Genomic DNA, 11,682 nt, shown 5'->3' on the forward strand with positions numbered 1-11,682 from the left:
CATGCTTCCCCCCGAAAGCGCACGCGGAGGTTAGATCACGGATAGTCCTGAGCCGAGTCCCCCCGCAGCTCTCTGCTCAGTTCCTCCCACCATGGTGGAATATCCGCCTGCAACTCTGCATGGCGACGCGCCACACGAATGGCACATCCGACCGGATCTGTACCCAGATGACGTCGTTTAACTGCTCCTTCCTGCCAACGGAAAAAACCATCCCTGAACCGCACGACCAGCCCGATCCACACGGAAAGGGTGGCACCATCGCCAACCTCGTCCGTATCGGTCACACCGAGACCGTTAAGCTCGATCTTGAGCTTCTCGATCGCAGCGCGAGCTTCGCTCACGAGCGCTCCTTTGCCTGGCCCCCCAACTGACGGTTTGTCGCACGCATTTGGTGTACCCAAGATTGACGCCGCGATGGAGCAATCATGACTCAGACATCCAAGACTTCCCGCGGTTCGGCGACCATCATGACAAAACGCACGGTTACCCCGGCGACATTCGCGTAGCGGTGGGGCCGATCGGCCGTGAACAACACGGCGTCGCCGGCCCCGACGGTGTGGCTCCTGCCGTCCACGGTGAGGGTCAGCTCCCCCTCCAGGATGGTCAGCAGCTCGCGCGTGCCCGGAGGGTGCGCGTCGCCGTCGTGGTGGGAGCCGGGGTCCAGCCGCCAGTCCCACAACTCCAGGATCATCGGCGAGTCGGCGCCCACCAGCAGCGTGGCGGCCGAGCCGTCGTGGGCGAAGGTCACCATCTCGCTCCTGTCGACGACCCTGACCACGGGCACGTCCGACACCTCGACCAGCTTGGCCACGGTGGTGCCGAGCGCGGCGGCGACCCGGGTGAGCGTCGACACGCTGGGGTTGGTGCGCGCCTGTTCGATCTGGATGAGCATGCCCCGGCTGACGCCCGAGCGGGCGGCCAGGGCGTCGAGGGTCATGTTCCGCTGGGTACGCAGGCCGCGGACGTTGGTGGCGATGGCCGCGGTCACCGCATCAGTTTCGCGCATTAGAGTGTACTAACTGTGCAATGGAGTGAACTGTGCTTGCTGTGATGTTAGCGACCGCGTGCGCGGTGGTGTACGGGACCGCCGACTTCCTGGGCGGTCTGGCGACGCGCCGGTCGCGAGTACTGGCCGTCGTGGTGCTCTCCCAGGTCGCCGGATTCGCTCTGATCCTCCTGCTGATGCCTCTCCTGCCAGGGCTCTTCTCGACGCCGGCCCTGCTGTGGGGCATGGCGGCGGGCGTGGCCGGAGCGGCCGGGCTCGTCCTGTTCTACCGGGCCCTGGCCACGGGTGTCATGTCCGTCGTCGCCCCGACGACCGCGGTGACCTCGACCGTGCTGCCGGTGGTGTTCGGCCTGGCGACGGGCGAGCGCCCCGAGGTCCTGGCCCTGGCCGGAATCGTGCTGGCCGTGGTCGCGGTGGTCATGGTGGGCCGCAGTCCCTCCCGAGGGCAACGGTCGTCGGCCGCCTCCGTGCTCTCGGCGCTGGCGGCGGGCGCGGGATTCGGCGGCTTCTTCATCCTCCTCGCCCAGGCGCCCGAAGGCTCGGGCCTGTGGCCGCTGGTCGGGGCCAGGATCACCTCCATCGCGGCGGCGGTCCTGCTGGCGCTGGCCACCCGCGCTTCCCTGCGTCCAGGCAAGGGCGCGCTGGGCATCATCGCCGCGGCCGGGGCGCTCGACATGGCGGCCAACGTGCTCTACCTGCTGGCCGAGCAGCAGGGCATGCTCAGCCTGGTCGCGGTGCTGGTCTCGCTCTACCCCGCCAGCACGCTGGTCCTGGCCCGGTTCGTGCTGGGTGAACGGCTGCAGGGGGTCCAGGTGGCCGGGGTGGCGTGCGCGCTCGGGGCGGTGGTGATGATTGCCGTTGCCTAGCGGGCCAAGCGCTTGTTACGGTTCGCTGCGTGCACTTCATGCACATGGCGGTGCCGTACAGCTCGGACGAGGGATTCCTTCACCTGGTCGGACCGCACGTCGAGAGAGCGCTGGGCGAGGGCCGTCACGTCCTGGCCATCACCGCGCCTGCCCGGCTCGACCTGCTCGACGGGCGCGTCGAACGCCGGGTGGCCGCGCGCTGGTACGAACACCCGCCGCGCACCCTGGCCGCCACGCACGAGTACGCCGACGGCCGGCGCACGCTGATCGTGGGCGAGCCGCCCTGGCAGAGCGAGGCCTGGATCCGCTTCGAGTCGGTACTCAACGCCGCCCTGCGCGGCCAGGCCTGCACGGCGTTGTGCCTCTACGCCGCCCCGCCCGAGCACATGTGGCTGACGCATCCGGCCCAGCTGGCCCCCGACGGCGTACGGCCGAGCGAGCGTTACGTCGAGCCGCACGACCTGATCCTCGACAGTGATCGTGCTCCCCTGGCCGATCCGGTCGGCGAGGTGCGCGCAGCCGCCTTCACCGCTCCCGAGCTGGCCAGGCTGCGCCAGCTCGTGGCCGACTACGCCAGGTCGGCGGGCATGGAGCGCAACCTGATCTCATCGCTGGTGCTCAGCGTCTCCGAGGTGGCGGCCAACAGCGTCGAGCACGGCGCCGGGCACGGCACGCTGAAGGTGTGGACCAACGGCCGCGAGGTGGTCTGCGAGATCATCGACCCGGGCGGCTCGCTGGCCGACCCGTTGCCCGGCTACATACCACCAGAGCCCGAATCCCAGCGGGGATACGGGCTCTGGATAAGTCGTCAGTTGTGCGATCTGGTGGAGACCAGGACCGACGCGGGCGTCCTGCGGGTCCGGCTCCACCAGCGGCTGCGTTAGGCGGCGCGCTGCGCCGGGACCTTCGCGCCCTCGTCGAGGACGTAGTCCTCCAGCATGCTGCGCAGCTGGCGGCGTCCACGGTGCAGACGGGACATCACGGTGCCGATGGGGGTGCCCATCCGCTCGGCGATCTCCTTGTAGGCGAAGCCCTCCACGTCGGCCAGGTACACCGCGACACGGAAGTCCTCGGGCAGCGAACGCAACGCGTCCATCACCGTGCTGTCGGGCAGCTGCTCCAGCGCCTCCGTCTCGGCTGACCTCAGCCCCGTGGAGGTGTGCGACTCTGCCGCGTGCAGCTGCCAGTCCTCGATCTCCTCGGCGGCCGAGAGCTTCGGGGAGCGCTGCTTCTTGCGGTAGTCGTTGATGAAGTTGTTGGTGAGGATGCGGTGCAGCCAGGCCTTGAGGTTCGTGCCCTCGCGGAACTGGTGGTAGGAGGTGAAGGCCTTGGTGACCGTCTCCTGGACCAGGTCCTCGGCGTCGGCGGTGTTCCGGGTCAGACGCATAGCGGAGGCGAACAGCTGGTTGGTCACCGGAACGACGTCGCGTTCGAACCAGTCCTGACGCTGCTCTTCAGTCATTGTGATCAAGATCTTTCCCCCTTGCGCTATCCCCCGGTCCGGCGCACGCGCCGGACTCCATGCTCGCAAACCGCCCGTAAGGGGCGCGTTAGCTGGTCATTGGGGCGAATCATCCGTCTGCTCGCGGCGTGCGTGGTCACGTCCACGGCCGGATAAGTCTCATAATCATAACACTCTCCCTCCAATTCCGCATGAGGTGTGGTAAGAGTCACATGGGTTACGTTATGGGGCATGATGGACCGTCAATGGGTCGCCGAAGCCGTCCGCACGGTCGAGGCCGACGCCAACCGCAGTGCCGATACTCACCTGCATGTCTTTCCGCTTCCCTCGCGCTGGGGGGTAAACCTCTACTTGAAAGACGAGTCGGTCCACCCCACTGGTTCACTCAAACATCGCCTAGCGCGCTCGCTTTTTCTGTATGGCCTTGCCAACGGCTGGATCGGGCCGAACACCACGATCGTGGAGGCCTCCAGCGGGTCCACCGCGGTCAGCGAGGCGTACTTCGCCCGGCTGATCGGCCTGCCGTTCATCGCCGTCATGCCCGACTCCACCTCGCCCGAGAAGATCGCCCTGATCGAGTTCTACGGGGGCAAGTGCCACCTGGTCACCGATCCCCGCGAGATCTATTCGGAATCACAGCGCCTGGCGGATGAGACCGGCGGCCATTTCATGGACCAGTTCACCTACGCCGAGCGGGCCACGGACTGGCGGGGCAACAACAACATCGCCGAGTCGATCTTCCAGCAGATGACCCTGGAGCCCTTCCCCGTGCCCCACTGGATCGTGGTCGGCGCGGGCACCGGCGGCACCTCCGCCACGCTCGGACGCTACCTGCGCTACCGATGTCACCCGACCCGGCTGTGCGTCGCCGACCCCGAGGGCTCGGCCTTCTACGCGGCCTGGACCACGGGAGACCTCTCGACCACGGCCAGCGGCTCCCGCATCGAGGGCATCGGACGGCCGCGCGTGGAGCCGTCGTTCCTGCCGTCGGTGATCGACCGCATGATCCAGGTGCCCGACGCCCGCTCGATCGCCGCGATGCGCTGGGTGCACCGGCTCACCGGGCTCGACGTGGGCGGCTCGACCGGCACCAACGTGGCCGCGGCCGTCGACCTCATCCGCGAGATGATCGCCGCGGGCGCGCGCGGCAGCGTCGTCACCCTGATCTGCGACCAGGGCTCGCGCTACCGCGGCACCTACTGCGACGACTCCTGGGTCGCCGCCCAGGGGCTGGACCTCGCCCAGCACCTGGCGGAGTTCGAGGAGTTCCTCACCCTGTGACGTCGAAGATCTTGGCCACGTCGTCGAGGATCGCGTTGGCCCCCTGGATGCCCACGGCGGTCATCCAGGTGACGTCGGCCACGTCGTGCTTGTCGCCCTTGAGCTTGTCCCACAGCGGGTTGGTGACGAACTGCTGCTTGGGCCCGACCGCGGCCGGGTCGGGATAGGTCGCGACGAAGATGTGGTCGGCGTCGAAGTCGGCGATCCGCTCCTGGCTGACGTCCACGGCGATCTTGGCCGGGTCCTTCGGCTGGCCGTCCGGACGAGGGAAGCCGACGTCCTTCAGCACGATGCCCGAGTAGGAGTTCTCGACGTACAGGCGGGTCGTGGGCTCGCCGGCGAAGCGGACCACCGCGATGGTGGGCAGCGCGCCCTCCTTGGCCTTGATCGCCTCACCCAGCTTGGCCGCGCGCGACTCGAACGTCTTGAGCGTCTCGTCGGCCAACTGCTCCTTGCCCAGGGCCTGGCCCATCAGGCGCAGGTTCTCCTTCCAGATCGCGCCGGTCGTCTCGCTGAAGACCGTCGGCGCGATCTGGGAGAGCTTGTCGTACAACGCCTCGTGGCGCACCTTGGCCGAGACGATCAGGTCGGGCTTGAGCGCGATGATCTTCTCAAGGCTCGGCGACTCGAGCGTGCCCACCGGGACGGCGTCCTTGCCGTACTGCGCGGCGACCTCGCCCAGATAGGCGGGCAGCTTGTCGTCGACCGAACGGTAGGTCGTGAAGCCGACCACGGGGGTCTGCAGGGTCAGCACGGCGTCGACGAAGCTCTGGTCCAGCGCGACCACCCGCTTGGGCTGGGCGGGGATCTTCGTCTCACCCATCGCGTGCTTGATCGTCCGGAATGGCTGCTGGGGCGCGGCCTGCTCGGCCGTCGAACCACAAGCGGACAGAGCGAGCGCGAGCGCGACCCCCAGGACCCAACGTTTCACAGCGAACCCCCATGTTTAGCTTAGGCATGCCTAACCTGGCATACTTCACCGGAACCGGCAAACCTTGGAGGCACCACATGGCACGCACGCGCGTCCTGTGCGTGCTCGCCGCCGCACTCCTCGTCGCCGTCGTGCTGAGCATCACCATCGGGGCGAAAGCCGTCCCCCTCACCGACGCCTGGCAGGCGCTGACCGCGCCCACCGGGAGCGAGAACGACATCATCATCCGCTCCCTGCGCGTGCCGCGCACCGTCCTCGGCGTGCTGGCCGGCATCGCCCTCGGCGTCGCCGGCGCGCTCATGCAGGGCCACACCCGCAACCCGCTGGCCGACCCCGGGCTGCTCGGCGTGACCCAGGGCGCCGCCTTCCTCATGGTCTCCTCGATCATCTTCCTCGGCGTCTCCAACCTGTACGCCTACATCTGGTTCGGCCTGGCCGGAGCGCTGATCGCCAGCGTCGGCGTCTTCGCCCTCGGCATGGTCGGCGGGCGCGGCGGCCCCACTCCCGTCACGCTCGCCCTCGCGGGCACCGCCGTCAGCGCCTTCCTCTACGCGCTGACCTCGGCCATCGTGCTGCTCGACGAGCAGGCCATGGACGTCTTCCGCTTCTGGCAGGCCGGCTCCATCGCCGCCCGCGGCGCCGACGTCGTCTGGCAGATCGTGCCCTTCATCGCCGCCGGGCTGATCCTCGCCCTCGTCAACGCCCCAGGACTCAACGCGCTCTCCCTGGGCGAGGACGTCGCCCGCAGCCTCGGCCAGGACGTCAACCGCACGCGCGTGGTCGGCGTGGCCGCCGTCACGCTGCTGACCGGCGCATCCGTCGCCGCCTGCGGCGCGCTCGCCTTCGTCGGGCTCATCGTCCCGCACCTGGCCAGGCACCTGTCGGGCACCGACCACCGCTGGCTGCTGCCGTACTCCGGGCTCATCGGGGCGGCCCTGCTGCTGGTGGCCGACGTGATCGGCCGCGTCGTCGCGCCGCCCGGCGAACTCGAGGTCGGCGTCGTGCTCGCCCTGCTCGGCGCGCCGTTCTTCATCGCGCTCGTGCGGCGCAGGAAGCCGGTGCGGCTGTGAGATTCCGCGTACGGCCCCGCGCGGTGATCGCCTGCGTGACCGGGTCCATCGCCCTGCTCCTGCTGATGGCGCTCAACATCCGCATCGGCGACATCCCCATGTCCCTGGGCGAGGTGCTGCGGGGGGTGGTCGAGGGCGACTTCGTCGTCATGGAGCTGCGCCTGCCCCGCGCCCTCACCGGCGCCCTCGTCGGGGCCGCGCTCGCCATGGCGGGCGGCATCACCCAGTCCATCGCGCGCAACCCGCTGGCCAGCCCCGAGATCCTCGGCGTCACCACCGGCGCGTCCGTCACCGTCGTGGCCGGCATCGTCGCCAGCGGCAGCGTGTACGGCGGGGCCAGCGGCCTGCTGCTCAGCCTCGGCATCCCCGTCCTGGCCCTGCTCGGCGGACTGCTCGGAGCGGCGCTCGTCTACTCCCTGGCCTGGCGGCGCGGGCTCGACGGCTACCGGCTCGTCCTCGTCGGCATCGGCGTGGCCGCCGTGTTCACCAACGTGAAGTACTGGCTGCTGACGGTCGGCGACGTCAACGACACCACGCGCGCCATGGTGTGGATCTCCGGCTCCCTCCACGGACGCGGATGGGAGCACGTGCTCCCCGTCTTCCTGGCCCTGGCCGCCCTCGTGCCCGTCGCCCTGGCCGCCACCCGCGCCCTCGACGCGCTCCGCTTCGCCGACGACACCGCCATGTCGCTCGGCGTGCGGCTCAACCCGGCGCGCGCCGGCATGATCCTGCTGGCCGTGGGCCTGGCCGCCGTCGCCACCGCCTCGGCCGGACCGATCGCGTTCGTCGCCCTCGCCTCGCCGCAGATCGCTCTCAGGCTGACGGGGTCGGGCAGACCTCCCCTGCTGACGTCGGCGATCGTCGGAGCGGTCCTCGTCGCCGCGGCCGACCTGATCGCCAGGACCGCCTTCGCCCCCGTCGAACTGCCCGTGGGCATCGTCACCGCCGTCCTCGGCGCGCCGTACCTGATCTATCTGCTCATCCGAATGCGAAGGGGAACCCGCACATGAGGCTCCAGGCGGTGGACGTCCGTCTCGCGTACGGCGACCGCGTGGTGGTCGACGGCCTCGACCTCGGCATCGAGGCGGGCACCGTCACCACCATCATCGGCCCCAACGGCTGCGGCAAGTCGACCCTGCTGCGTGCCCTCGGCCGCCTGCTCAAGCCCGCGGGCGGCGAGGTGCTGCTCGACGGCAAGCGCATCGACAAGCTCCCCACCCGCGAGGTCGCCCGCGTGCTCGGCGTCCTGCCCCAGTCGCCGACCGCCCCCGAGGGCCTCACCGTCGCCGACCTGGTCGCCCGCGGCCGCCACCCCCACCAGACGTGGTATCGCCAGTGGTCGTCGGACGACGAGTCGGCGGTCGCCGACGCCCTGGCGATGACGGGCCTGTCGGACCTGGCCGACCGCCCCCTCGACGAGCTCTCCGGCGGCCAGCGCCAGCGCGCGTGGATCTCCATGGCCCTCGCCCAGGGCACCGACCTGCTGCTGCTCGACGAGCCGACCACCTTCCTCGACCTCGCGCACCAGGTGGAGGTGCTGGAGCTGGTCAGGCACCTGCACTCGTCACTGGAGCGCACAGTCGTCATGGTGCTGCACGACCTCAACCTCGCCGCCAGGTACGCCGACCGGCTGGTGGCCATGCGGTCGGGGCACATCATCGCCGCGGGGACGCCGCACGAGGTGCTCACGGAGGAACTGCTGGCCTCGGTGTTCGACCTCGACGCCAAGGTGATCGCCGACCCGGTGGCGGGCACCCCGCTCGTGGTCCCCATCGGCACCCGGCACGGCTCGCTTCCGGGGGGAGCCGCCTGACCGCTCAGCGGTGGGCCATGTAGTCCACGGGCCGGTCGGGGCAGTCGAGGCAGATGAAGAGAGACAGCGAGCCGCCGCCGTGGATGTTCCAGTCCGGTGGGCACTGGAGGTCGCCGAAGTGACGATGCCGCTCCTCGATCGGCTTCCATCGCCGCTCGCCTTCGATGTCCATCTCCCAGTCGGACAGGGTGAGGAGGTGAGACATCAGATGCCCCTGAGCGCAGGTCGCCGGCCAGGGATCCTGATGCCAGTCGACATGACCCGCGACCTTGCTTCCCGGGGCGACGGACAGATGCGAGAAGTAGTGCCACCCTTCGGGATTGTCCGGGCTCCGCTCCCACGCCCGGATCCGGTCCCGTAGCGAGTCGGGAAGCTCCCAGCCGTCCGGATACTCCAGCACTCGCTCCGGCGCGAGCACACAAGGCCGGGGCACGTAGAAGTCGTCGACGTCCGGCCCCGGCTCGGGCATCTCAAGCAGCGGCGCCACGATCGATTCCGCTTTGCGCCAGAAGAGCACGGGGTGGGGGACGAAGAAGTCTCCGTGCTCGACCGGGCACCACAGGACCTGGAGGAGGTCCGTCCCGTCAGGGAAGGGCAGTTCGGGAACGTCTCGGGCGTAGAGCTGGGCGGCAGGGACCAGGGGAAGCGGATCGGTGCCCTCCGAAGGATCATGCGTCTCCGGCACGGGGCACTCAGGCCACGCCTCGTCGGACGGCCACAACAACGGCCCCCCGATCGAGCTGTCCAGAGCGGTGGGGTGGCCGCGACGGGGATGCAGCCGGACGGTCGTCCTGGCCAGCCCCGCGAGCTCGGGGAAGACCGCCTCGATCGCCAGGGGCGGCGAAGGGGTCGTCAGAGGAGTCACGTCCGAAACCCTAGAACCCCTACGCACCCCTGCGACACACCCCTTTTCACCTCAAAAGACACCGGTTCCCAGCGCGCCCCCGCTATGCGACGATCACCCGGTGCTGCGCAGCCTGGAAATCCACGCCACCCTCTCGGCCCCCTCCGCGCCCGACCATCTCCCCCTCTTATCGTGGTCCCCCACCATCGAACTGAGCCTCGACTGCTTCGTCTGCGTACGCGTGGGCCGCACCACCCGCCTCGAACGGGGGGCCGAGCAAGCCATCTGCTCCTCCGACCGCGATCACGGCCCCCACTTCGCGCCGGCCCGCATCGCCGAGTTCGACCCCGCCCAGGCGTCGGTGCGCGCCGTGGTCGAGTTCTGGTGGGCGCCCTTCCACGACGCGAAGCGCGACACCCCGGCCACGCCGCTGAGCGAGACCCCGTGGGTCCGGCTGCACCTGGCCTACCGGTGCCCCCTCCACGAGGCCCTCGGCACGGCCTCCACGCAGACGAATCTGGTCCGCCCGACCGCGCTGCGCTGCGAGCATTGCGCGGCGGTGATCGCCACGAGCCATGAGGCGCCCGCCATCCGCCTGCTGGGATGAAGGGCCGCAAGCCGGGTAGCAGCGGCCCGTGCCGATGTTCGAGAAATTCCAGGCCGAGCACGTCCAGACCGGCGACGCGTCGATCTTCACCCGCTATGGCGGCGACGGTCCGCCGGTGTTGTTGCTGCACGGTCATCCCCGTACCTCTGCGACCTGGCATCAGGTCGCGCCCCTTCTGGCCGAGCAGGGTTTCACCGTGGTGTGTCCTGATCTGCGCGGATACGGCAGATCGCGTGGCCCCGCCCCCGCGGCCGATCATTCGGCGCACTCCAAGCGCGCGGTGGCCGGCGATCTGGTGGCGGTGATGCGGGCGCTCGGGCACGAGCGGTTCGCGCTGGCGGGTCACGACCGTGGCGGCGCCGTGGCCCTGCGGCTGGCGCTCGACCATCCCGATGCCGTCACCCGCCTGGCGATCCTCGACTGCCTGCCGATCAGCGAGCACCTGTCGCGCATCACGCCCCAGTTCGCCACCCAGTGGTTCCACTGGTTCTTCTTCGCCCAGCCGGAGGTGCCCGAGCGGGTCATCAACGCCGACCCCGACGGCTGGTACCAGGGCGATCCGGAGCGCATGGGCGAGGAGAACTACGCCGAGTTCCGTGAGGCGACGCGCAATCCCGGCGTGGTCAGGGCCATGCTGGAGGACTACCGGGCGGGCCTGACCGTGGACGCCGGGCACGAGCGCGAGGACCGGGCCGCCGGGCGGGGGATCTCGTGCCCCACGCTCGTGTTGTGGTCGCTGCGCGACGACCTGGAGGAGCTGTACGGCGATCCGCTGCGGATCTGGCGTGACTGGGCCGGGGACGTGCGCGGTCACGGCATCGACTGCGGGCACCACATGGCGGAGGAGGCTCCGGACGAGCTGGCGGCAGCGCTGTCCGGCTTCCTGAAGAGCTGATCAGCGCCCCAGCACCTTCTTGAGCAGGTCGGGCCGATCCGTCATGATCCCGTCGGCGCCGAGCTCGACCAGTTCCCGCATGGTCGCCTCGTCGTTGATCGTCCAGTAGTGCACCTGCATCCCCAGCCGGTGCGCCCCCTCGACGATCCCGGGGTCGGCCAGGTCGAACCCGCTGCTGGAGGTCGGCAGCTGCAGCACGCTCGCCTGCGGCCGGTAGAACCCCGGCACGAAGAGCTTGTGCGTCAGCGCGAACGTGGTCGCCTCGGCGCGCCCGGCGCCGAGCGCGACCCTGCCGCCCGACAGCGTGTCGAACCGGTCGACGATGGCCTGGTCGAACGAGACGACCACCACGCGCGACGCCAGGCCGTACTTCTGGATCAGCTCCCACAGGGCGGCCTCGACGCCGGGGTAGGGCGCCTTGATCTCGACGTTGAACAGGTGCTTGCCGGCATATTTCTGGAACAGCTCCTCCAGCAGCGGGATCCGCACCCCCTTCCCCCGGAAGCTCGCCGCCCCGGACAGGTCCGTGAACCGGTAGCCGGCGTCCAGCTCGCGCAGTTGCGCGTAGGTGAAGGAGTCGACCCGCCCGTGCCCGTCCGTGGTGCGGTCGACGGTGTCGTCGTGGATGGTCACCAGCTGCCCGTCGCGCGTCAGGTGCACGTCGGTCTCCAGCACGTCGGCTCCCAGCGAGGAGGCCAGGTCGAAGGCGGCCATCGTGTTGCTGGGCGCGAGCTGCTCCCCGCCCTGGTGGGCGATGAACAGCGGCGTGCGCGCGCCGGGGAAGGTCGGGACCGGCCGGCCCGGCGGGAAGACGAAGAGCAGGGCCAGGTTGACCAGGTAGGCGGCGGCCAGGAGCGCCACGACACCGAGGAGGATCCGCCGCAAGAGTTTCACGGCAGCATTATGG

Annotated in this window: 14 protein-coding genes; 8 read left to right on the plus strand and 6 right to left on the minus strand. The window is 69.8% G+C overall.

Annotation, left to right across the window (positions count from 1 at the left end; translation table 11 throughout):
• Positions 1 to 35 precede the first annotated feature (35 nt).
• The gene (locus ACIBH1_RS16305; RefSeq protein ID WP_397314549.1) at positions 36 to 341 is read right to left on the minus strand and encodes a hypothetical protein; all 306 of its coding nucleotides are present in this window, start codon (positions 339 to 341) and stop codon (positions 36 to 38) included.
• 89 nt (positions 342 to 430) lie between these two features.
• Positions 431 to 1,006 (minus strand): helix-turn-helix domain-containing protein, encoded by a 576-nt coding sequence (locus ACIBH1_RS16310; protein ID WP_397314550.1) that lies wholly within the window; start codon positions 1,004 to 1,006, stop codon positions 431 to 433.
• Between the two features lie 44 nt (positions 1,007 to 1,050).
• Here ACIBH1_RS16310 and ACIBH1_RS16315 point away from each other — a divergent pair, with 44 nt between their 5' ends.
• On the plus strand, positions 1,051 to 1,872 hold the full coding sequence (locus ACIBH1_RS16315) for an EamA family transporter (protein ID WP_397314551.1): 822 nt from the start codon (positions 1,051 to 1,053) through the stop codon (positions 1,870 to 1,872).
• A 38-nt stretch (positions 1,873 to 1,910) separates the two neighbouring features.
• Positions 1,911 to 2,756: an anti-sigma factor RsbA family regulatory protein gene (locus ACIBH1_RS16320; RefSeq protein WP_397314679.1), complete on the plus strand. Its 846-nt coding sequence runs from the start codon at positions 1,911 to 1,913 to the stop codon at positions 2,754 to 2,756.
• On the opposite strand, the gene ACIBH1_RS16325 is transcribed toward ACIBH1_RS16320, so the two are convergent.
• Positions 2,753 to 3,334 carry a sigma-70 family RNA polymerase sigma factor gene (locus tag ACIBH1_RS16325; RefSeq protein ID WP_397314552.1) on the minus strand — a complete coding sequence of 194 codons (582 nt, stop codon included), beginning with the start codon at positions 3,332 to 3,334 and terminating at the stop codon, positions 2,753 to 2,755. The two genes, ACIBH1_RS16320 and ACIBH1_RS16325, sit on opposite strands and share 4 nt — an antisense overlap.
• 231 nt (positions 3,335 to 3,565) lie before the next feature.
• Here ACIBH1_RS16325 and ACIBH1_RS16330 point away from each other — a divergent pair, with 231 nt between their 5' ends.
• On the plus strand, positions 3,566 to 4,615 hold the full coding sequence (locus tag ACIBH1_RS16330) for a PLP-dependent cysteine synthase family protein (protein WP_397314554.1): 1,050 nt from the start codon (positions 3,566 to 3,568) through the stop codon (positions 4,613 to 4,615).
• On the opposite strand, the gene ACIBH1_RS16335 is transcribed toward ACIBH1_RS16330, so the two are convergent.
• On the minus strand, positions 4,605 to 5,546 hold the full coding sequence (locus ACIBH1_RS16335; RefSeq protein ID WP_397314555.1) for an ABC transporter substrate-binding protein: 942 nt from the start codon (positions 5,544 to 5,546) through the stop codon (positions 4,605 to 4,607). The genes ACIBH1_RS16330 and ACIBH1_RS16335 overlap by 11 nt on opposite strands.
• 77 nt (positions 5,547 to 5,623) lie before the next feature.
• On the opposite strand from ACIBH1_RS16335, the gene ACIBH1_RS16340 reads away from it, so the two are divergent.
• Genes ACIBH1_RS16340 through ACIBH1_RS16350 form a run of 3 tightly spaced genes read left to right on the plus strand, consistent with a single transcriptional unit; the run spans position 5,624 to position 8,429 of the window.
• Positions 5,624 to 6,616 carry a FecCD family ABC transporter permease gene (locus tag ACIBH1_RS16340; protein WP_397314556.1) on the plus strand — a complete coding sequence of 331 codons (993 nt, stop codon included), beginning with the start codon at positions 5,624 to 5,626 and terminating at the stop codon, positions 6,614 to 6,616.
• Positions 6,613 to 7,626, plus strand: coding sequence for a FecCD family ABC transporter permease (locus ACIBH1_RS16345; RefSeq protein ID WP_397314558.1), 1,014 nt, complete (start codon positions 6,613 to 6,615; stop codon positions 7,624 to 7,626). The genes ACIBH1_RS16340 and ACIBH1_RS16345 overlap by 4 nt, the downstream gene beginning before the upstream one ends.
• Positions 7,623 to 8,429, plus strand: coding sequence for an ABC transporter ATP-binding protein (locus ACIBH1_RS16350; RefSeq protein ID WP_397314559.1), 807 nt, complete (start codon positions 7,623 to 7,625; stop codon positions 8,427 to 8,429). The genes ACIBH1_RS16345 and ACIBH1_RS16350 overlap by 4 nt, the downstream gene beginning before the upstream one ends.
• Positions 8,430 to 8,433: 4 nt before the next feature.
• On the opposite strand, the gene ACIBH1_RS16355 is transcribed toward ACIBH1_RS16350, so the two are convergent.
• A complete protein-coding gene (locus ACIBH1_RS16355; RefSeq protein WP_397314560.1) occupies positions 8,434 to 9,294 on the minus strand; it encodes a DUF1963 domain-containing protein in 861 nt (286 codons plus the stop codon).
• 100 nt (positions 9,295 to 9,394) lie between these two features.
• Between ACIBH1_RS16355 and ACIBH1_RS16360 the strand changes: the two genes are divergently transcribed.
• The gene (locus tag ACIBH1_RS16360; protein WP_397314561.1) at positions 9,395 to 9,880 is read left to right on the plus strand and encodes a hypothetical protein; all 486 of its coding nucleotides are present in this window, start codon (positions 9,395 to 9,397) and stop codon (positions 9,878 to 9,880) included.
• Between the two features lie 34 nt (positions 9,881 to 9,914).
• The gene (locus ACIBH1_RS16365) at positions 9,915 to 10,775 is read left to right on the plus strand and encodes an alpha/beta fold hydrolase (RefSeq protein WP_397314680.1); all 861 of its coding nucleotides are present in this window, start codon (positions 9,915 to 9,917) and stop codon (positions 10,773 to 10,775) included.
• On the opposite strand, the gene ACIBH1_RS16370 is transcribed toward ACIBH1_RS16365, so the two are convergent.
• Positions 10,776 to 11,669 carry a glycerophosphodiester phosphodiesterase gene (locus ACIBH1_RS16370; RefSeq protein WP_397314562.1) on the minus strand — a complete coding sequence of 298 codons (894 nt, stop codon included), beginning with the start codon at positions 11,667 to 11,669 and terminating at the stop codon, positions 10,776 to 10,778. It lies immediately after the preceding gene.
• Between the last annotated feature and the right edge of the window lie 13 nt (positions 11,670 to 11,682).

Origin of the sequence: Nonomuraea sp. NPDC050663 (genome assembly GCF_044456985.1) — a bacterium.
Taxonomy (GTDB): domain Bacteria; phylum Actinomycetota; class Actinomycetes; order Streptosporangiales; family Streptosporangiaceae; genus Nonomuraea.

Bases quoted from the DNA above. Each gene is read 5' to 3' on its own strand.
- ACIBH1_RS16330 (WP_397314554.1), top strand. From the start codon at position 3,566: ATGATGGACCGTCAATGGGTCGCCGAAGCCGTCCGCACGGTCGAGGCC.
- ACIBH1_RS16310 (WP_397314550.1), bottom strand. From the start codon at position 1,006: ATGCGCGAAACTGATGCGGTGACCGCGGCCATCGCCACCAACGTCCGC.
- ACIBH1_RS16315 (WP_397314551.1), top strand. From the start codon at position 1,051: ATGTTAGCGACCGCGTGCGCGGTGGTGTACGGGACCGCCGACTTCCTG.
- ACIBH1_RS16325 (WP_397314552.1), bottom strand. From the start codon at position 3,334: ATGACTGAAGAGCAGCGTCAGGACTGGTTCGAACGCGACGTCGTTCCG.
- ACIBH1_RS16320 (WP_397314679.1), top strand. From the start codon at position 1,911: ATGCACATGGCGGTGCCGTACAGCTCGGACGAGGGATTCCTTCACCTG.
- ACIBH1_RS16350 (WP_397314559.1), top strand. From the start codon at position 7,623: ATGAGGCTCCAGGCGGTGGACGTCCGTCTCGCGTACGGCGACCGCGTG.
- ACIBH1_RS16365 (WP_397314680.1), top strand. From the start codon at position 9,915: ATGTTCGAGAAATTCCAGGCCGAGCACGTCCAGACCGGCGACGCGTCG.
- ACIBH1_RS16340 (WP_397314556.1), top strand. From the start codon at position 5,624: ATGGCACGCACGCGCGTCCTGTGCGTGCTCGCCGCCGCACTCCTCGTC.